This is a genomic window from Gammaproteobacteria bacterium, assembly GCA_036383255.1.
GTDB lineage: Bacteria > Pseudomonadota > Gammaproteobacteria > Natronospirales > REEB76 > DASUBN01.
The window spans coordinates 34,068-53,341 of sequence record DASVOS010000017.1 but is presented as its reverse complement, the minus strand read 5'-3'; the positions used below and the strand labels follow the sequence as shown (position 1 = coordinate 53,341).

The following is a 19,274-nucleotide window of genomic DNA, read 5'->3' as shown; positions in this document are numbered from 1 at the left end:
CAGCAGCAAGCCGCGGTGTCATACGGCACCCTCACTGCACCCGCTTCACGAACACGGTGGCACCGTGGCCCGTGAGGGACAGCAGGTAGCCGAAGCTCATGCGTTTGATCACCACCGGCGGGTTGTCGAGGCGGGTCTCGTAGGTGCTGGAATCCGCCTGCTTCCAGACCTGGCCGTTCTCGAGCTTGAACAGGGTGCGGCCGTTCCAGCCGGTGAAAGTGCCGACGATGCGGCTCTCGATGCGCGCGGGCTCGCCGCGCTGCTCCGATGAGAGCATCTCCTTGCCGAAACTGGCGGTGCTGGCGGCGGCCGGGGCCGGCGTCGCCGCCATGGAAGCTGCGGGTGTGGCCGGGACCGGCGCGGGCAACGGCGCGACCATGGCCGTGGGCGCGCCCGCCGTGGCGGCGGAGGGCGCGTGCGTATAGCCCGCGAGCCAGGCGTTGAACGCGGCGAGTTCCTGGGGCGAGAGCTTGTCGAGGCCGGTGGCGTGGAACTGCGTGGCGGTCATGGCGTCGCGCACGTCCAGGGGCTTGTCCGCCGCCTGTACGGCGCCGAAGGCGAGCGACGCGAAAAGGAAGACAAGGCTCTTCGGTCTCATCAAAGGCTCCACTTGAGGTTGTCCAGGTCCACGTTGCCCCCGCTCAGGATGATACCAGCCCGCCGGCCGCGCACCGGCACCAGGCCCCGGCGCAGGGCGGCCACCGGCACCGCCGAGGAAGGCTCGATGACGAGCTTCATGCGTTCCCACACGTAGCGCATGGCCTCCAGGATATCCTGCTCCTCCACCCGCACCACCTCGTCCACCGTGTCCCGCAGCACCGCGAAGGTGAGCGGGCCGATGGTGGCGCGCAGGCCGTCGGCGATGGTATCCGGGTGCGGCACGGGCACGATCTGCCCGGCCTGGAGCGAGCGCCAGGCGTCATCCGCGCCCAGGGGTTCGGCGCCGACGATCCTCGCGCCCGGGCAGAGCGCGCGGGTGGCCACGGCGGTGCCGGACAGGAGACCGCCGCCGCCGAGGGGTGCCAGCACCAGGTCCAGCCCCGGCGCCTCCTCGTGCAGCTCCAGCGCGGCAGTGCCCTGCCCCGCCATCACCGTGGCGTCGTTGTAGGGATGCACCACCGCGGCGCCGGTGGCATCCACGTAGCGCTCGAGCGCCGCCTCGCGGCCCGCCTGGGTGGGCTCGCAGTAGATGATCTCGGCGCCGTAGGCCGCCACCGCCCGCTTCTTGTAGGCACTGGCGTTCTCCGGCATCACCACGCAGCACTTCACGCCGCGGCGCTTCGCCGCCAGCGCGAGCGCGGTGCCGTGGTTGCCGGAGGAATGGGTCGCGACGCCCCGCGCCAGCGCATCGGCCGGCAGGCTGAACACCGCGTTGCTGGCGCCACGCAGCTTGAACGCGCCCATCTCCTGGAAGTTCTCGCACTTGAAGTGCAGCTCGGCGCCGAGCTCGGCCTCGAGCTCCGGGCAGCGCAGCACCGGCGTGCGCCGCACCTGCCGCGCGATGCGCGCGGCAGCGGCGCGGATGTCGTCGAACCTCAGGATGTCCTGCATGCGGGCTTCCGCGTGGGTAAGGCCCGGGGGATAATACCCGACCGCGCCCGGGACGCCCATCCGACCATGTGCGAACGACAGCCGTGAACCTCCCCGCGCCTCCCGGCGAGCACCCGGCCCGCGGCGCCGCCTGCATCATCGGCGCGGCGATCGCCTTCTCCACCATGGCGGCCCTCATCCGCTACCTCTCGGGTCACATCCCCGACGGCGTGCTGGTGTTCTGGCGCAGCCTGTTCTCCCTGGTGTTCCTCACCCCGCTCCTGTTCAGGCTCTCATGGACGCATCTCAAGAGCGAGCGCATGCACCTGCACGTGGTGCGCGCGGTCTCGGGCCTGCTCTCCATGTACTGCCTGTTCTTCGCCCTCGGGCACCTGCCCATCGCCGAAGCCATGCTGCTCAACCAGACCGCCACGCTGTTCGTGCCGTTCCTGGGACTGCTGTGGCTGCACGAGCCGGTGGCGCCGAAGGTGCGCTGGGCGATCCTGATCGGTTTCGCCGGCGTGCTGCTGGTGCTGCCGCCGGGACGCGGCATCGTGTCCTGGGCGGCGCTGGTGGGACTCGCCTCCGGCTTCACCGCCGCCTTCTCGGTGGTGACGGTGCGCTACTCTTCCCGCACCGAGCCCACCACCCGCATCGTGTTCTACTTCTGCCTGTACGCGATGCTGGGCTCGGCGCTGCCGCTGCCCTGGATATGGGTGACACCCGCGCCGGGTGAGTGGCCGCTGCTGGTGGTGATCGGCGCGCTGGCAGCGCTCGGCCAGCTCCTGATGACACGCGGCTACGCGTACGCGCCCGCGGCGCAGGTGGGTCCGTTCGGCTACAGCACCATCGTGTTCAGCGTGATGGCGGGATGGTTCGTGTGGGGGGAGACGCCGCGCCTCCTGTTCTGGTGCGGGGCGGCGCTGATCGCGCTGGGCGGCATCACCGCCCTGCGCGGCGAGCTGTTCGGGATCAGGCCGGCGGGCCGAACTCCGGGCGGAACAGGCGCTCGCGATAGTGCCTGAGCTCGGCCACCGAGTCCCGGATGTCGTCCAGGGCGAGATGGGTGCTGCTCTTGGTGAGGCCGGCGGCGGCGCCCGGCGCCCAGCGCTTGGCCAGTTCCTTGAGCGTGCTCACGTCCAGGTTGCGGTAATGGAAGAAACGCTCCAGTTCCGGCATCTCGCGCGCGAGGAAGCGCCGGTCCTGGCAGATGCTGTTGCCACACATGGGCGAGGCGTTGGGCGGCACGTGCTGCCGCAGGAACTCCAGGGTCGCGCGCTCCGCCTCCGCCAGGGAGACCCGGCTCTGGCGTACCCGCTCCGTCAGGCCCGACTGGCCGTGCTGCCGCGTGCACCACTCCCCCATGGCCGCCAGCACCGCATCGGGCTGGTGCACGGCGAGGGACGGCCCTTCCGCCAGCAGGTTGAGCTGCTTGTCGGTGACCAGCGTGGCGATCTCGAGGATGTGGTCGGCGGCGGGGTCGAGCCCGGTCATCTCCAGGTCGATCCAGATGAGGTTGTCAGCGTCCAGCGCCATGGTCTTCCGGCTTGCGGTGTTGCGATGCGTTAGTCTAGCGCGCCCGCCGCCGCCGTGCCCACTCGCCGCGGGCTTGGCATAAAATAGCGCGATGAACATGCTCACTCTGGCTTTCGGGCTCGCCCTCGCCGCATCGCTGCTGCTGCGCATGTGGCTCAGCCTGCGCCAGACCCGGTACGTGCTCGCGCACCGCGACGCGGTGCCGGCGCCCTTCGCCTCCGACATCGGCCTCGACGCGCACCGCAAGGCCGCCGATTACACCGCCGCGAAGGGCCGGCTCGGCCGCATCGGGCTCGTCCTGGACACCCTGGTGGTGCTGGTGTGGACCTTAGGCGGCGGCCTTGCTGCGCTGGACGATGCCTGGCGCGGCCTCGGGCTCGGCCCGCTCCATACCGGCGTGCTGGTGGTGGCGAGCTTCGTGCTGGTGAACGGCCTCATCGGCCTGCCCTTGAGCCTCTACTCCACCTTCGGCCTGGAGGCGGACTTCGGCTTCAACCGCACCACGCCGCGCACCTACGTGATGGACCTCCTCAAGACGCTGCTGCTGGGGACGCTGCTCGGCCTGCCCCTGCTGTACGCCGCGCTGGCGCTGATGCACGGCGCCGGCGCGAGCTGGTGGCTGTACGTGTGGGCCCTCTGGTTCGGCTTCAGCCTGGTACTCACCTGGGCTTACCCGAAGTTCATCGCGCCGCTCTTCAACAAGTTCTCGCCCCTCGCCGACGCGGGACTGAAGGCGCGGCTCGAGGAGCTCCTGGCGCGTTGCGGCTTCACCAGCCAGGGCGTGTTCGTGATGGACGGCTCCACGCGGTCGGCCCACGGCAACGCGTACTTCACGGGATTCGGCGCCAACAAGCGCATCGTGTTCTTCGACACCCTCATGGCGACCCTGCAGCCCGAGGAGATCGAGGCGGTGCTGGCCCACGAGCTCGGCCACTTCCGCCTGCGCCACGTGCTGCAGCGGCTGGTGCTGAGCGCGGTGCTGGGCCTCCTCGGCCTCGCGCTCCTGGGCTGGCTCGCGCGGCAGGACGGCTTCTACACGGGCCTCGGCGTGGCGGCGCCCTCCTCCTACGCGGCATTGCTGCTCTTCATGCTGCTCTTGCCGCCGTTCCTGCTGGTGCTTGAGCCCTTCGCCTCCGCCTGGTCACGCCGCCACGAGTTCGAGGCGGACGCTTACGCACGCAAGCAGGCCGACGGCGCCGCGCTGGTGCGGGCGCTCGTCAAGCTGTACCGGGATAACGCCTCCACCCTCACGCCGGACCCGCTGCACTCGGCGTTCTACGATTCCCACCCACCCGCCTTGAGCCGCATCGCGCGCCTGCAAGCCCCCGGAGCGGGCTGAGGTGGGGGACGCCCGCAACGCGCGCGTGGTGGCAGGCCATGGCCGCCGCTTCGTGGTGGAGACCACCGATGGCGCACGCTTCACCTGCCTCACCGCGGGCCGGGGCCTGCAGGTGATCTGCGGCGACCGGGTGGAGATCGACGGCACCGACGCTGCGGAGCCGCGCATCCTGGCGATCCAGCCGCGCCACTCCCTGTTCAGCAAGGCGGATGGCCGCGGCCGAGCGGTGCCGGCGGTGGCCAACCTGGACCGGGTCTTCATGGTGCTGGCGCCGATACCGGCGCCCGAACTCTTCCTCATGGACAAATACCTCGCCGCCATCGAGGGCATGCACATCGCGGCGGGCATCGTGCTCAACAAGATGGACCTGGTGGATGAGGAAGACGACGGCGGCTTAAGCCGGCGCCTCGCCTATCTCGGCGGACTCGGCTATCCCGTATACAAGCTGAGCACCCGCGACGGGCTGGGCCTGGAGGCCTTGGCCACGGCGTCCCGGGGGCACGACAGCATGCTGGTAGGCCAGTCCGGCGTGGGCAAGTCCTCGCTCCTGAACGCATTGGTGCCGGAAGCCGGGCACCGCATCGACGAGCTCTCCGCCGCCACCGACGAGGGCCGCCACACCACCACTGCCACCACCCTGCACCCCCTGCCCGGCGGCGGCGCGCTGGTGGATTCTCCCGGCGTGCGCGACCTGGAACTCAGCGTGCGTGATCCCGGCGAGATCGGCCCGCTGTTCAGGGACATCCGCGCCGCGGCGCCGCACTGCCGTTTCGCAAACTGCCTGCACCTGCAGGAGCCGGGTTGCGCCGTGAAAGAAGCGGTGGAAGCCGGAACCATGCCGCGGAGCCGCTACACCAGCTACAAATGGCTGATGACGACGATGCAGCAGGCCAAAGATAGAAAGTATGACTAGAGAAAAGAAGGTTGAAAGCGTCGCGAGCCCGAAGCACAACGACGCTATGCGAGGCGCAGCGGCTTCTAACCGAACGGCGTGGTGAGCTTCTTTCCACCCAAAAGATGTACGTGGATGTGGAAGACGGTCTGTCCCGCGTCGGCGTTGCAGTTGTTCACCGTACGATAACCCGACGCCGCGATGCCTTCCTGGCGCGCGATCTTCTGTGCAGCCAGCAGCAATCTGCCCAGCAGCTCCGCGTCCTCCGGCTTCGCCGCATCCAGGCTCGCGATGTGCCGGCGCGGCACGATCAGCACATGGGTAGGCGCCTGGGGCGCGATGTCGCGGAACGCGATCAGGTCAGCGTCCTCATGCACCATGTCGGGCTTGATCTCGCCGGCCACCATCTTGCAGAACAGGCAGTCCTTCACCGCTCCCTCCTCAACCCGGCACCGCGAAGATGTCGAAGTGCTCCCAGTCCATGAGCATGGACTCGCGCAGGCGCGCGCCGCGGTAGTTCTTCTCGTCCTCGAACCTGTACGGCGTGTAGCCCATCTCCAGCAGCTCGCGGAAGTAGGCGCGGCGCGCCTCCTCCGGCAGGTGCTTGTAGACCTCCGTGCGCAGGTAGGGCCGGTTCGCCGCCACCAGCGCCCGCAACGAGCGCACGATGGCTGGGTCGTGGCCTTCCGCGTCGACCTTGAGGTAGCGGATGCGCCTGAGCTCCCGCGGGTACTCGCGCTCGAGGAAGTTCAGCAGGTTGCGCCCCTGCACCTTGAGCTTGAAGAAGTGGCCGTGCCGCCAGGGGCTGATGCCCTGGTGCAACCCGCCGTTGCTGAAGCCGGGATCGGAATACTCGAACTCGTACTCGCCGTCCACGTCGGTGGCGGCGAACATGAGCGGGAAGATGCGCGCCTTGCCGGGGTTGAGCGCGGCGTTCGCCGCCAGCACCTTGAACACATGGGGGTTCGGTTCCAGCGCGAACACGCCGCCCTCCGCTCCCACCGCCAGCGCCATGGGCAGCGTGGTGTCGCCGGAATGGGCGCCGATGTCCACCGCGTAGTCGCCGGGCTTCAGGAACTCCCGCAGCACGTCCACGTAGTCCTGGTCGAAGCGCTTGGGGGATTCCTTGGGATGGTCCCAGGAGGCGTACTGCACCCTGCCCTCGCGCGCGAGGTCGAAATCCTGCAGCGTGTAGCCGTACTCGCGCGGGGCGGGCTTCAGCCTGAAACCATAGAGGACTTCCTTGAGCTTCATCAGCGCACTTCCTGGCGCCCGCTGAAGGCATGGGAGAGCGTGCCGCCGTCGATGTACTCCAGCTCGCCGCCGATGGGCACGCCGTGGGCGATGCGGGTGGCGCGGATGCCGCGCCGCTGCGCGAGCTCGGCGAGGTAGTGGGCGGTGGCCTCGCCCTCCACGGTGGGGTTGGTGGCGAGGATGAGTTCGCCGATGCCGCCTTCGTCCAGGCGCCTCTCCAGGAGGCCGAGGCCGAGTTCCTCCGGCCCGATGCCGTCCAGGGGCGAGAGATGGCCCATGAGCACGAAGTACTGGCCGCGGTAGCCGGTGGCGGCCTCCAGCGCGCTCACGTCCGCCGGCGTCTCCACCACGCAGACCACCGCGGCGTCGCGCTTGGCGCTGGCGCAGATGTCGCAGAGCTTCGCCTCGGTGAAGTTGCGGCAGCGCTCGCAGTGGCCGATGCCCTGCATCGCCGCCTGCAGCGCCTGGGCCAGCGCCAGCGCGCCCGGCCGGTTGCGCTCCAGGAGGTGGAACGCCATGCGCTGGGCGGACTTGGGCCCAACGCCCGGCAGGCAGCGCAGCGCGTCCACCAGCTTCTGCAGTAAGGGGGAATAGGCCATGTCAGAAGGGCAGCTTGAGTCCGGCGGGAAGGCCAAGGTTCGAGAAGCGCTCGCGCATGGCCGCCTCCACCTTGGAAGCGGCGTCGTTGCAGGCCACGGTGACGAGGTCCTCCAGCATCTCGGCGTCGCCGCCCAGGAGCTCGGGGGCGATCTGCACCCGCCGCACCGCGTGCTTGCCGGTCATGGTGACCGTCACCTTGCCGCCGCCGGCGCTGCCGGTGACCTCGAGCCGCTCCAGTTCCTCCTGGGCGCGGCGCATGTTCTCCTGCAGCTGCTGCGCCTGCTTCATCATGTTGCCCAAGCCGCCACGCATCTGCCGTCACTCCATATATATAGGTGGAAAATCGCCGCCGGGCTCAGTCGGCGGGCTTCACCAGCTCCGGATTCACCTCGGAGCCGAAGGTCTCGCAGAGCTCGCGCATGGCCGGGTCCGCGGCGATGGCGCTACGCGCCGCCGCCAGCTTGTCCGCCTCGCGCTGCTCGTCACGCTTCGCCGGGGTCTCCAGCGCGCCCTCGCCCACCGTGATGCGCACCTTGAGTGGCTCGCCGTAGTGGCGCGACAGCGCCTCCTCCAGGCGGCCCTGCAGCTGGCTCGTGACCATCTGCTGGTGAGCCGCGTCGATCACCAGATGCAGCGTGCCGCCCTCGCGCCGCCGGTAGACGCAGTTCGCCGCCAGGAGCTGCACCGAGCCCTTCAGCGCCAGGGCTTCCACCAGCGCGTTCCAATCGGGTTCACGCCAGGGTGTCGGGCCTGCCGCCGGTGCGGCACCCGCTGCGGGCGCCGGTGCCGGCTTGACCGCCGGGGCTGCCGGCGCGTGAGCGGCCTGTGCCTGTGTGTTGCCCGAGGCGACGGCGGATGCGCCATCCAGGGGCTGGAACGCCAGCATGCGCAGCAGCGCCATCTCGAAGCCGGCGCGCGGCGACGGCGCGAGGCCGAGGTCGCGCTTGCCGAGCAGCGCGATCTGGTAATAGAGCTGCACGTCGGCGGGCTCGAGCCGCGCCGCCAGGGCCTTCAGCGTCTCCGCGTCGTCGAACTCCGCCGCCGCCGCGGGCACCGCCTGGGCGATGGCGATGCGCTGCAGCGCCGAGGCCAGCTCGTCCAGCACCAGCTCGTAGTCCGGCGCGCGCTCATCGAGCTGCGCCACCGCCGCCAGCACCGCCGCGCCGTTGCGCGAGGCCAGCGCCTCCAGGAGCGCCTTCACGTGGGTGCGCTCGATGGTGCCGAGCATGCTGCGCACGTCCGCGTCCTTGACCTCGCCGCCGCCGAAGGCGATGGACTGGTCCAGGAGGCTCAGGGCGTCGCGCAGGCTGCCGTCGGCCGCGTGGGCCAGCAGCGCCGCCGCCGGCGCCTCGTAGCCGATCTTCTCGGCGTCGAGGATGTGGGTGATGCGCCCGGCGATGAGGTTCTCCGGCAGGCGCTTGAGGTTGAACTGCAGGCAGCGCGACAGCACCGTGACCGGGATCTTCTGCGGATCGGTGGTGGCGAGCAGGAACTTCACGTGGGGCGGCGGCTCTTCCAGGGTCTTGAGCAGCGCGTTGAACGCGCTCTTGGAGAGCATGTGCACCTCGTCGATGAGGTACACCTTGTAGCGCCCGCGGCTGGGGGCGTACTGCACGTTGTCCAGGAGCTCGCGGGTGTCGTCCACGCCGGTGCGGGAGGCCGCGTCCACCTCGATGAGGTCCACGAAGCGGCCGGCATCGATCTCCTGGCAGGCGCTGCACTGGCCGCAGGGACGCGAGGTGACGCCGGTCTCGCAGTTGAGGGACTTGGCGAGGATGCGCGCGATGGTGGTCTTGCCTACCCCGCGGGTGCCGGTGAACAGGAAGGCATGGTGCAGCCGGTCATTGTCCAGGGCGTTGATCAGGGCGCGCAGCACGTGCTCCTGACCCACCATCTCCCCGAAGTTGCGGGGCCGCCACTTTCTCGCCAGGACCTGATAAGACATGCGCGCTCGGGGGTTTCCGGGGCAAAAAAGCCTTCAGTGGGTACTTTAACAGACCCGACCAACGGCATATATGTGGAATAGGTGGCGCCCGCGCCGGCCAGATCCGGCCCGCGCAGCCTCTGCTACCGTTGCTCCCTTCCGGGCCTGGCGGGGTTTGCAGCGCGTCGCGGCCGGGGAGCCGGCGCAGGCTGCCATTGACTTGGTAATGATGGGGGTTGGGAACAAGAGCTTCAAGAAGATTTTGCAGAACTAGAAAAAGAGATTTGGAGAGGGCGGGATTGCTCGCCCCATCCCTGGGGCTCGCCCCCTTCGGGGGCCCCCGCTTCGCGGGGTCCAGATTCGCTCCAAGCGAATCTGTCGAACCACCTTTGAATCGCGGGTTCGAATCCCGCCTCTGTGCACCTCTGAGCCAATGAAAAGGGGACCTCAGAAGGTCCCCTTTTCATTGGCTAGTGGCGGAGAGGGCGGGATTCGAACCCGCGATACGGGGTTACCGTATACACACTTTCCAGGCGTGCTCCTTAAACCACTCGGACACCTCTCCGTATTCCGAAATCATCGCTCTTCCACCCGAGTGGCGGGGCAAAAGGCGCGGCAGGTTACTCCAAGGACCCTTTGTCCGCAAGATTCGGCCGTGTTCCGGCGGCAGGAGCCGGCGTGGCCGGCGCGCCGGTAGACGCCGCCGGAGCCGCCTTGGGCCTGGCCGGGTTGAGGTCCGCCGGCGTGAGCACCTCGGGCGGGGTCACGAGGCAGGGCTGGGCCACGCCGATGTTGGCGGCTGCAGGTGCCTTGCCGGTGCCTGCGGCGGGGATGAGGTAGGCCGCATCGGGCTTCGGGACAGTCACGCCCGCGGGGGCCGCAAGCGGCGCACGCGCCGTGTAGCCGGCGTAGGGGTGCGAGTTCCCGCAGGCGAGCTCGGTGCTGCAGGAGGTGAGCAAGCCGGTCAGGCCGAGCAATGCCAGGGGAGCCAGGGGACGGTGTGTCATCGTGTGCCTTGGGGGTTCTTCTATCTATATGGATGGGTCAGGCCAGCGCCCGCGCCGCCTCGAGGGCTGCCCGCACCGCCGGCTGGTGCTCCACCGTGAGGGGGGTCAGGGGCAGGCGGATGCCGGGAGGGATGCGCCGCATCTCGGCCAGCGCCCATTTTACCGGAATCGGGTTGCTCTCCACGAACAGTGCCTTGTGCAGCGGCGCGAGCTGCCCATCCAGGGCCGCGGCCTTGGCCGCGTCGCCCGCCAGCGCCGCCATGCACATCTCATGCATGAGCCGGGGCGCCACGTTGGCGGTGACGGTGATCACGCCGCGCCCGCCCTGCAGCATGCATTCGCGGGCGGTGGCGTCGTCGCCGCTGATGAGCAGGAAATCCTTGCCGCAGCGCCGCTGGATGTCGGCCGCGCGCTTGAGGTCCCCGGTGGCCTCCTTGATGCCCACCACGTTCGGGAGCTTCGCCAGCCGCTCCACCGTCTCCGGCAGGATGTCCGTGATGGTGCGGCTCGGCACGTTGTAGAGCAGCACCGGCACCGAGACCGCCTCGGCCACCGCGCAAAAGTGCCGGTACAGGCCTTCCTGTCCCGGCTTGTTGTAGTACGGGGCCGCGCTCAGCACGGCGTCGGCGCCCAGCGCCTCGGCCCGGCGCGAGAGCTGCACCGCGTGGGCGGTGGCGTTGGAGGTGGCGCCCGCGATCACCGGGACGCGTCCGGCGGCGGCACGCACGCAGCGCGCCACCACCTCGAGCTGCTCGTCGCCCTCTAGGGTGGAGGCCTCGCCGGTGGTGCCGATGGCGACGATGGCGTCGGTGCCCTCGGCCACGTGCCATTCCACGAGCGCGTCCAGGGCTTCGAGGTCCACCCGGCCGTCACCGGCCATGGGCGTGACCAGCGCCACCATGCTGCCCTTGAACATCGGAAAGCCTCACGGGAAAACGCCATTTTAACGGCCGTCCGCCGCCGCCGCCAGCACGGTTGCAGCGCCACGGAAACCCGTTACACTGCTGCCACCCTCCTCCGCCGGCCGGTTAGCCCGCTGCGAGCCCGAATGAAACAGTTCCTGGTGGTATCGGTGCTGGCGCAGGACCGGCCCGGCATCCTCCACGACCTCGCGCGGGTGGTCCGCGACTGCGGCTGCAACGTGGTCGAGAGCCGCATGACGGTGCTGGGCAGCGAGTTCTCCATGCTGCTCCTGGTGTCCGGCAACTGGAACACCGTCACCAAGCTCGAGAGCACGCTGCCCAAGCTGGAGAAGACCCTGGGGCTCACCCTGTCCTGCCGCCGCACCGGCGAGCGCGCGCCGCGCGAGGACCTCCTGCCCTACGCGGTGGACGTGGTCTGCCTGGACCAGCCCGGCATCATCTTCAACCTCGCCAACTTCTTCGCCGAGCGCAACATCGGCGTGGCCGAACTCAGCACCCGCAGCTACACCGCCGCCCACACCGGCGCGCCGATGTTCGCGGTGCAGATGTCCGTCAACATCCCCGCCGATACCCACGTCGGCCGGCTGCGCGAGGACTTCATGGAGTTCTGCGACAACCTCAACCTCGACGCCATCATGGAGCCCATCAAGGGCTGAACGGGAGACACATGGCCAAGATCGCCCCCGGCAAGAAGGTACCTGACTTCAGCCTGCCCGCCACCGGCGGCAGGGACCTGAGCTTGTCGTCCCTGCGCGGGCACGACGTGGTGCTGTACTTCTACCCCAAGGACGACACGCCGGGCTGCACCCTGGAGGGCAAGGACTTCCGCGACCTGCATGCCCGCTTCAAGGCACTGGGCGCGGTGATCCTCGGCGTGTCCCGCGACAGCCTGAGGTCCCACGACAGGTTCTGCCAGAAGTACGGCCTCGACTTCGACCTGCTCTCGGACGAGGACGAGAAGCTCTGCAAGCTGTTCGGCGTCATCAAGATGAAGAACATGTACGGGAAGAAGGTGCGCGGCATCGAACGCAGCACCTTCCTGATCGGCAAGGACGGCGTGCTGCGCCGCGAGTGGCGCAAGGTGAAGGTTGAGGGCCACGCCGCCGAGGTGCTGGACGCGGTGACTTCCCCGGACTCCGCTCCCGGCGCCGCCAAGCCGAAAGCCAAGAGGACTTCCAAGCCGAAGAAGAAGGCGAAGAAGAAGCCGGCCCGCAAGGCCGCCCCGCGCAGGAAGAAGGGCAAGAAGAAGTGAGCAAGGCCAAGCGCAGCGCCGCCGGCCGGCGCCTCTACGTGCTCGACACCAATGTGCTGATGCACGACCCTACGGCCATCTTCCGCTTCCAAGAGCACGACATCTTCCTGCCCATGGTGGTGCTGGAGGAGTTGGACGCGGGCAAGAAGGGCATGTCCGAGGCCTCGCGCAACGTGCGCCAGGTGAGCCGCTTCCTCGACGACATGATGCGCGATGTCAGCAAGCAAGAGATCGACGCCGGCATCGTGATCCAGAACCTGCAGAACCCCACCGGCGCCGCCGTCACCGGCGGGCGCCTCTACTTCCAGACGGAGTCCCTGCCCGGGGCGCTGCCCGACAGCCTGCCCGGCAACAAGCCGGACAACTACATCCTCGCCACCACCCTCGCCCTGCAGCAGAAGCACGCCGGCACGCGCGTGACCCTGGTGTCCAAGGACATCAACCTGCGCATCAAGGCCTCGGTGCTCGGCATCCACGCCGAGGACTACTACAGCGACAAGGCGCTGGACGACCTGGACCTCCTGTTCACCGGCATGCAGGAGCTGCCCAAGGACTTCTGGGACAGGCACAGCAAGGACATGGAGTCCTGGCAGCAGGAGGGCCGTACCTGGTACCGCATCCAGGGACCGCTGGTGAAGGACTGGCATCCGAACCAGTGCCTGTACAGCGAGGCCGACAACTTCGAGGCACTGGTGCGCGGCATCGACGACCGCGGTGCGCTGCTCGAGCTCACCCGCGATTACCGGGGCATCCGCCACACGGTGTGGGGCATCAACGCCCGCAACCGCGAGCAGAACTTCGCCCTCAACATGCTGCTGGATCCGGGCATCGACTTCGTCTCGCTGCTGGGCTCGGCCGGCACCGGCAAGACGCTGCTGGCGCTCGCCGCGGGCCTGGCCCAGACCCTGGAGCAGAACCGCTACCGCGAGATCATCATGACCCGCGTCACGGTCCCGCTGGGCGAGGACATCGGCTTCCTGCCCGGCACCGAGGAGGAGAAGATGACGCCCTGGATGGGCGCGCTCATGGACAACCTGGAGGTGCTGACCCAGTCCGGCGAGGGCGGCGAGTGGGGCCGCGCGGCCACCGCCGACCTCCTGCGCAACCGCATCAAGATCCGCTCCATGAACTTCATGCGCGGCCGCACCTTCCTCAACCGCTACATCATCGTGGACGAGGCCCAGAACCTCACACCCAAGCAGCTCAAGGCGCTCATCACCCGCGCCGGCCCCGGCACCAAGATGGTGTGCATCGGCAACATCTCCCAGATCGACACGCCCTACCTGACCGAGACCACCTCAGGCCTCACCTTCGTGGTGGACAGGTTCAAGCAGTGGCCCCATTCCGGCCACCTTACCCTGTTGCGCGGGGAGCGCTCGCGGCTCGCGGATTTCGCCTCGGAAAGCCTCTAAGACCCCGGCCTAAGCCGCTTGGGTGCTTACAATTTCCGACGGCCTATGCTTAAATTTGACGGTCATCCGGCCGTCACCCTGGGGTAAAAACCGATGAAGAATAAGCACATCGCTCTGTGGACCGCTCCGCTGGCCGCCGCCGTCCTGGCTGCGCTGCTGCCGGCGGCCGCTTCCGCTGCCAACTTCCAGCTCACCGAGCAGAGCGTCACCAGCCTCGGGCGCGCCCACTCCGGCGGCGCCGCGATGGCCGAGGATGCTTCCAGCATCTGGTACAACCCGGCCGGCCTCTCCTATCTCGGCGACTCCGAGATCCTGGGCGGCTACAGCCTGATCCGCCTCAACGCGGACTTCACCAAGCAGTCCGCCACCGACGCCACCGGCCAGCCCCTCTCGGGCGGCGAGGGCGGCAAGGTCGGCAAGCTCGGCGGCCCGCTGTTCGTGTACTACTCGCGGCCGATCAACGACCAGCTCACCTTCGGCTTCGGCGTGAACACCCCGTTCGGCCTCGCCACCAAGTACGACGATGACTCGATCTTCCGCTACCAGGCCATCTACAGCAGCGTGGCGGTGGTGAACTACAACCCGACCCTGGCCTGGAAGTTCAACGACCAGTTCTCGGTGGGCTTCGGCATCGACTATCAGACCATGACCGTGAAGCTCACCAACGCGGTGGACTTCGGCGCCATCTGCTTCGGCGAACTCAACCCCGTGAGCTGCACCGCGCTCGGCCTGACGCCGCAGGGCCACGACGGCCACTTCGAGGCCAACGCCAGCGGCAACGGCACCGGCTGGAACGTGGGCGCGCTGTGGAACATCAGCGACACCATGCACCTCGGCTTCTCCTACCGCTCTGAGATCAAGCACGACCTCAGCGGCGGCGCGAGCTTCACCGACGTGCCGACCGCGTTCGCCGCCCTGCCCGACTTCCAGGCGCAGAGCGTGGACGCGAGCTTCAAGTCGCCTTCGCTCATGTCCCTGAGCTGGCGGCAGGAACTCAACGACCAGTGGATGCTGACCGCTGACTGGTCGCATGCCAACTGGAGCAGCTTCGACAAGCTCGACATCGCGTTCAAGACCTCCGGCAACCACGCCATCGTGGACGAGGGCCTCAGCGACGTGAACCGCTATGCCGTGGGCCTGGACTACCGCTACAGCGATGCCTGGAGCTTCCGCGGCGGCTTGGCGCTCGACCTCTCGCCGGTGCCGGATCCCTCGGCGGCCTGCACGGGCACCACGTTCAACCCGGCCTGCACCAACGACGTCAGCGCCAGCCGTACCGCGCGCCTGCCGGACGGTGACCGCCGCTGGATCGCCTTCGGCGCCACCTGGCGCGTGAGCGAGCACTCCCAGTGGGACGTGGGCTACGCCCACCTGTTCCTGGGCAGCGGGCTCGCTTTCAACCAGACCAACGCCGCCGGCCATGACCACATCGTGGGCACCTTCGAGGCGGACGCGGACATCCTGGGCGTGTCGTACCGCTACAAGTTCTGAACACGACAATCCGACGACGGAAGAAGCCCCTGCATCGCAGGGGCTTTTTTCTTTGGGGCCCCCTGTCAACGGACCATGCGATAATGGCGTCTAACGGATATATCCCGCTCCGGACCTGCTGCACTTGGCGCGACTCCTGAAGCACAGCCTGGCTCTCCTCGGTTCCGCCCTGTTCGCGGCGGCCGCGCTCGCCGCCACCGGGCCGCAGCCGGCGCCCGCGGCGGCGAGCGGCAGCGTGACCATCGGCGCGACGCCCCGCTCCAACGACTACAGCAGCCAGGCCGGCGGCTTCAACCTGCCGCAGATCGGCGAGGCCGGCGGGGACGTGATAACGCAGCAGCAGGAGTACGACATCGGGCTGCAGATCATGAGCCAGCTGCGCGACTCGGGTGCGATCCTGGATGACCCGCAGCTGCAGCAGTACATCCAGGACATCGGCAACCAGCTCGCCTCCCACAGCGACAACCCGCAACTGCACTTCGCCTTCTACGTCATCGACGACGATTCCATCAACGCCACCACCCTGCCGGGTGGCTTCATCGTGGTGAACAGCGGCCTGCTGCTGCTCACCGACACCGAAGACGAGCTGGCGGGCGTGATCGCGCACGAGGTGGGCCACGTCACCCAGCGCCACCTCGCGCGCCAGCTCGAGGACCAGAAGGACCACGCCCTGGTGAACATCGCCACCATGCTGGCGGCGATCGTGGCGGTGACCCGCACCAGCGACCCGGACGTGGCGGTCGGCGCGCTCGCCAGTGCCCAGGCCTCGCTCATCCAGCACCAGATCAACTACACCCGCGCCGACGAGGCCGAGGCGGACCGGGTCGGCATCGCCACGCTGGCGCGCGCCGGCTTCCAGCCGCAGGGCATGGTGGACTTCTTCGCGGTGATGCAGAAGAACTCCTCGCTCAACGGCTACGACCGTATCCCGGAGTTCCTGCTGGACCATCCGCTCGACCTCAACCGCATGAGCGAGGCGCAGAGCCGCGCCAGCCAGCTGCACGTGCCGCCGCGTCCCGCCAGCCGCAGCTTCGCCCTGATGCGCATGCGCCTGCTCGCCATGCAGAACAACGACGGCATCGAACGCCAGCTCACCGATTTCCGGGCGCGGGTGGACCAGGCCAAGGGCTGGGATCAGGTGGCGGTCCGCTACGGCCAGGCGCTGGTGTTCCAGAAGGCCGGCCGCTACGCCGACGCGGTGAAGGCGATGCGGGAGCTGGCGGCGGAGAACGCCGATGTGGTGGCCTTCCGCATCGGCTTGGCGGACGCCGAGATCCATGCCGGCAGCGTGCAGGCCGGCATCGCCGCCTACACCGATGCCATGCGCCTGTTTCCGGACAGCGCGCCGCTGACCCTGAGCTACGCCAACGACCTGATCGACGCCGGCCAGCCGCAGCGCGCCATCGACCTGTTGCTGCCCCTCAGCCTGGAGTCCCGCGGTGACCCGGAGGCCGTGCACCTCCTGGCCAAGGCTTATGACAAGAAGGGCAACAGCGCCGACTCCCACTACTACATGTCCGAGTACTACCTGGCGAACGGCCTGCCGGCCGCGGCGGTGGACCAGCTGCGCATCGCGCTCGCCACTCCCGGCTTGGACAGCGTGCAGAAGCAGCGCTACCGGGCGCGCCTGCACCGGGTCGAGGAAGAGGCACGGGCCGAGCGCCAGGACGGCGGCCAGCCCTGAACACGCTTGGGGGTCGCACCGGCGGCCTGATAAAATCGGCACCGTGACATCCAAGGAATGCCCATGTTGTCCGGCCCGGCGCGACTCCCGCTGAAATCCCCGCTCCTTGCCCTCGCCCTCGTCGCCTCCGCCCTGCTGGGCGGCTGCGCCGGCGCCCCGCCGGAACGGGTGACCCAGACCCAGGACCCCTGGGAGGGCTTCAACCGCAAGGTCTATGCCTTCAACGACGCGCTCGACAAGAACGTGGCGCGGCCGGTGGCGCGCACCTACGTGCGCGCGGTGCCCGGCCCCGCCCGCAGCGGCGTGCACAACGTGGTCAGCAACCTGGTGGAGCCGGTCACGGTGGTCAACGACGCGCTGCAGGGCAAGCTCAAGCAGACGCTGCAGGACCTGGGGCGCTTCGTGATCAACAGCACCGTCGGCATCCTGGGCTGGTTCGACGTGGCGAAGCACGTGGGCCTGCCGCACCACGACGAGGACTTCGGCCAGACCCTCGCCACCTGGGGCGTGTCGTCCGGGCCCTACCTGGTGCTGCCGGTGATCGGGCCCAGCACCGTGCGCGATGCCGGCGGCCGCGTGGCGGACATCTACACCGATCCGCCGCGCCACGACCTCAAGCCGCGCTGGCGCAACGCCGAGCTCGTGGTGTACGGCATCGACACCCGCGCGGGGCTGATGGAGACCAACGAGACGCTGGACAACTCCTACGATCCTTACGCCTTCATGCGCGATGCCTACCTGCAGAACCGCCGCTTCAAGATCTATGACGGCGAGCCGCCGCCGGACGACTCCATGTACGACCTACCGGACGATGAGCCCGGCGAAGCGCCGGCGGGCGAGAGCCCGGCTCCCGGCGCCGGCACTGCGGCGGCACCCAGCGCCACCACTGCGCCCGCTGCGACCAGCGCCCCGGCTCCGGCCACCGCGCCGCCTCCCCCACGCTGACCGGGAGACGGCTAAAGGAAAACGGCGGGCTCGTGCCCGCCGTTGCCTGTCTTCACCGCCTGCTGCCCGTCACTTCATGGGCAGGATCTTGTCCACTTCGCTGATCTTCGCCAGCGCCAGCGCCTGCTCCGGCACCTGCCGGAAGCTGAGCTTGCGCTTATCGCGCCGCGCGCGGGCCACCCACTCCACCAGCAGCGCGAGCCCTGCGCTGTCGGTGCTCTCGACTCCGGTGAGGTCGAGCTCGAGCTTGGGATGCCCGGCGAACAGCGTCTCGCTCTCCTCGAGTGCCCGGGCCGCCGTGTCGAAGCCGAGCCGGCCCTTGAGGCGGAATTTGCCCGCGCCGGCCGGCTCGAACGTGAGCGCGGACATCAGGTCTTGCCCGCCGGCGCCTGTACCACGCCCTTGTCGGCGTCGCTGTTCAGGCGCTTGATGAGCGCATCCAGGCCGTTCTTCTGGATCTCGGGTCCGAACTGGTTGCGGTAGTTGAGCACGTAGGAGATGCCCTCGATCACCACGTCGAAAGCCTTCCAGTCGCCGTTCTCGTTCTGCAGCCAGTAGTCCACCTGCACCGGCGGCGCGCTCTCGCGCAGCACCTTGGTCTTCACATAGGCGCGGTTGGGATCCTTGCCGGCGCGGAACGGCTCCACCTGTATGTTGCGCTCGGAGTAGTTGCCCTTGAGCAGCGCGTCGGAATACCCATGCACCAGGTAGCGGTAGAAGGCGTCCTGGAACGCCTTCTTCTGCGCGTCGGTGGCGCTGCGGGCGTTCTGGCCCAGCACCAGCAACGAGGCGCGCTGGAAGTCGAAGTGCGGGAGCAGGATCTTTCCGACCTGGTCGTAGAGTTCCTGCGGGTTCTTCTCCAGCTCCGCCTTCTTGCTGTGGACCATGTCGAACATGGCCTTGGCGGTCTGCTCCACCACCTGGTCGGGCGCGGAGCTGGGAGCGGGAGAGTCGGCGAGGGCCGCGAAGCTCGCGAATGAAATCACGGCGGCGAGGAGGATTTTAGTACGCATATTACTTGCTACCTGGTGCTGTGGCCTTGGAGAAGAATTGTCCGATGAGTTTCTCGAGCACCAGCGCGGACTGGGTGTACTGGATGGTGCTGCCGTCCTTGAGGAAGTCCGGGGAGCCGCCCGGGTCGATGCCGATGTACTGCTCGCCGAGGAGGCCCGAGGTGAGGATGCTGGCGGCGGAGTCGTCGGGCACTTCGTTGTAGTGGCCGTCGATCTGCAGGGTCACCACCGCGCTGAAGCTCTTGGGATCGAGCTTGATGCTGCTGACGCGGCCGATGGCCACGCCTGCCATGGTGACCTGGGCGTGGGGCTTCAGGCCGCCGATGTTGTTGAACTCGGCGGTGACCACGTAGCCCTTGGCATTGCCGTAGGAGCCGATGTTGGTGGCGCTGGTCGCGATCACATAGAGCGCCACGAAGCCCAAGATGATGAAGGCTCCGGTGACGATCTCGATGGTTCGGGTCTGCTTCAT

The 19,274-nt window shown here is 68.5% G+C and carries 21 protein-coding genes, 1 tRNA gene, 1 other RNA gene and 1 pseudogene; 9 read left to right on the top strand and 15 right to left on the bottom strand.

The window, feature by feature from the left end:
• Positions 1-31: 31 nt before the first annotated feature.
• Positions 32-598 (bottom strand): hypothetical protein, encoded by a 567-nt coding sequence (locus VF651_10765; GenBank protein HEX7966183.1) that lies wholly within the window; start codon positions 596-598, stop codon positions 32-34.
• On the bottom strand, positions 598-1,551 hold the full coding sequence (locus tag VF651_10760) for a pyridoxal-phosphate dependent enzyme (protein ID HEX7966182.1): 954 nt from the start codon (positions 1,549-1,551) through the stop codon (positions 598-600). The genes VF651_10765 and VF651_10760 overlap by 1 nt, the downstream gene beginning before the upstream one ends.
• 83 nt (positions 1,552-1,634) lie before the next feature.
• Between VF651_10760 and VF651_10755 the strand changes: the two genes are divergently transcribed.
• Positions 1,635-2,555: a DMT family transporter gene (locus tag VF651_10755; protein HEX7966181.1), complete on the top strand. Its 921-nt coding sequence runs from the start codon at positions 1,635-1,637 to the stop codon at positions 2,553-2,555.
• Here VF651_10755 and orn read toward each other — a convergent pair.
• The gene (gene orn, locus VF651_10750; GenBank protein ID HEX7966180.1) at positions 2,503-3,066 is read right to left on the bottom strand and encodes an oligoribonuclease; all 564 of its coding nucleotides are present in this window, start codon (positions 3,064-3,066) and stop codon (positions 2,503-2,505) included. The genes VF651_10755 and orn overlap by 53 nt on opposite strands.
• 91 nt (positions 3,067-3,157) lie before the next feature.
• Here orn and VF651_10745 point away from each other — a divergent pair, with 91 nt between their 5' ends.
• The gene (locus VF651_10745) at positions 3,158-4,405 is read left to right on the top strand and encodes a M48 family metallopeptidase (protein HEX7966179.1); all 1,248 of its coding nucleotides are present in this window, start codon (positions 3,158-3,160) and stop codon (positions 4,403-4,405) included.
• 1 nt (position 4,406) lies between these two features.
• Complete coding sequence (gene rsgA, locus VF651_10740) at positions 4,407-5,318, top strand: ribosome small subunit-dependent GTPase A (GenBank protein ID HEX7966178.1); 912 nt, start codon at positions 4,407-4,409, stop codon at positions 5,316-5,318.
• A 65-nt stretch (positions 5,319-5,383) separates the two neighbouring features.
• On the opposite strand, the gene VF651_10735 is transcribed toward rsgA, so the two are convergent.
• The 9 genes from VF651_10735 to dapA all read right to left on the bottom strand — a co-directional run bounded on the left by VF651_10735 (position 5,384) and on the right by dapA (position 10,998).
• Entirely contained in the window at positions 5,384-5,728 is a 345-nt protein-coding gene (locus VF651_10735) for a histidine triad nucleotide-binding protein (GenBank protein HEX7966177.1), read from the bottom strand.
• Positions 5,729-5,738: 10 nt separating this feature from the next.
• Positions 5,739-6,551 carry an FkbM family methyltransferase gene (locus tag VF651_10730; protein ID HEX7966176.1) on the bottom strand — a complete coding sequence of 271 codons (813 nt, stop codon included), beginning with the start codon at positions 6,549-6,551 and terminating at the stop codon, positions 5,739-5,741.
• Positions 6,551-7,150 (bottom strand): recombination mediator RecR, encoded by a 600-nt coding sequence (recR, locus tag VF651_10725; GenBank protein HEX7966175.1) that lies wholly within the window; start codon positions 7,148-7,150, stop codon positions 6,551-6,553. The genes VF651_10730 and recR overlap by 1 nt, the downstream gene beginning before the upstream one ends.
• A 1-nt stretch (position 7,151) precedes the next feature.
• Positions 7,152-7,463 (bottom strand): YbaB/EbfC family nucleoid-associated protein, encoded by a 312-nt coding sequence (locus VF651_10720; protein ID HEX7966174.1) that lies wholly within the window; start codon positions 7,461-7,463, stop codon positions 7,152-7,154.
• A 43-nt stretch (positions 7,464-7,506) separates the two neighbouring features.
• Positions 7,507-9,096, bottom strand: coding sequence for a DNA polymerase III subunit gamma/tau (gene dnaX / locus VF651_10715; protein HEX7966173.1), 1,590 nt, complete (start codon positions 9,094-9,096; stop codon positions 7,507-7,509).
• A gap of 94 nt (positions 9,097-9,190) precedes the next feature.
• Positions 9,191-9,280, bottom strand: an RNA gene (gene ffs, locus VF651_10710) — signal recognition particle sRNA small type.
• Positions 9,281-9,549: 269 nt separating this feature from the next.
• Positions 9,550-9,640 (bottom strand) — tRNA-Ser (locus VF651_10705).
• Between the two features lie 55 nt (positions 9,641-9,695).
• On the bottom strand, positions 9,696-10,082 hold the full coding sequence (locus tag VF651_10700; protein ID HEX7966172.1) for a hypothetical protein: 387 nt from the start codon (positions 10,080-10,082) through the stop codon (positions 9,696-9,698).
• Positions 10,083-10,119: 37 nt separating this feature from the next.
• Positions 10,120-10,998 (bottom strand): 4-hydroxy-tetrahydrodipicolinate synthase, encoded by an 879-nt coding sequence (dapA, locus tag VF651_10695; protein HEX7966171.1) that lies wholly within the window; start codon positions 10,996-10,998, stop codon positions 10,120-10,122.
• 132 nt (positions 10,999-11,130) lie between these two features.
• Between dapA and VF651_10690 the strand changes: the two genes are divergently transcribed.
• From VF651_10690 to VF651_10665, 6 genes and pseudogenes are all read left to right on the top strand, one after another.
• The gene (locus tag VF651_10690; protein ID HEX7966170.1) at positions 11,131-11,661 is read left to right on the top strand and encodes a glycine cleavage system protein R; all 531 of its coding nucleotides are present in this window, start codon (positions 11,131-11,133) and stop codon (positions 11,659-11,661) included.
• A gap of 11 nt (positions 11,662-11,672) precedes the next feature.
• A pseudogene (locus VF651_10685) lies at positions 11,673-12,134 on the top strand (peroxiredoxin).
• A 182-nt stretch (positions 12,135-12,316) separates the two neighbouring features.
• Positions 12,317-13,669 carry a PhoH family protein gene (locus tag VF651_10680; GenBank protein ID HEX7966169.1) on the top strand — a complete coding sequence of 451 codons (1,353 nt, stop codon included), beginning with the start codon at positions 12,317-12,319 and terminating at the stop codon, positions 13,667-13,669.
• A 93-nt stretch (positions 13,670-13,762) separates the two neighbouring features.
• Positions 13,763-15,160, top strand: coding sequence for an outer membrane protein transport protein (locus tag VF651_10675; GenBank protein HEX7966168.1), 1,398 nt, complete (start codon positions 13,763-13,765; stop codon positions 15,158-15,160).
• A 124-nt stretch (positions 15,161-15,284) separates the two neighbouring features.
• A complete protein-coding gene (locus VF651_10670; protein ID HEX7966167.1) occupies positions 15,285-16,844 on the top strand; it encodes a M48 family metalloprotease in 1,560 nt (519 codons plus the stop codon).
• Positions 16,845-16,907: 63 nt separating this feature from the next.
• Entirely contained in the window at positions 16,908-17,789 is an 882-nt protein-coding gene (locus VF651_10665; GenBank protein ID HEX7966166.1) for a VacJ family lipoprotein, read from the top strand.
• A 69-nt stretch (positions 17,790-17,858) separates the two neighbouring features.
• Here the strand turns inward: VF651_10665 and VF651_10660 are convergent, their stop codons facing one another.
• Genes VF651_10660 through mlaD form a run of 3 tightly spaced genes read right to left on the bottom strand, consistent with a single transcriptional unit; the run spans position 17,859 to position 19,274 of the window.
• On the bottom strand, positions 17,859-18,158 hold the full coding sequence (locus VF651_10660; protein HEX7966165.1) for an STAS domain-containing protein: 300 nt from the start codon (positions 18,156-18,158) through the stop codon (positions 17,859-17,861).
• Positions 18,158-18,802: an ABC transporter substrate-binding protein gene (locus VF651_10655; GenBank protein HEX7966164.1), complete on the bottom strand. Its 645-nt coding sequence runs from the start codon at positions 18,800-18,802 to the stop codon at positions 18,158-18,160. The genes VF651_10660 and VF651_10655 overlap by 1 nt, the downstream gene beginning before the upstream one ends.
• Before the next feature lies 1 nt (position 18,803).
• Positions 18,804-19,274 carry an outer membrane lipid asymmetry maintenance protein MlaD gene (mlaD, locus tag VF651_10650; GenBank protein HEX7966163.1) on the bottom strand — a complete coding sequence of 157 codons (471 nt, stop codon included), beginning with the start codon at positions 19,272-19,274 and terminating at the stop codon, positions 18,804-18,806.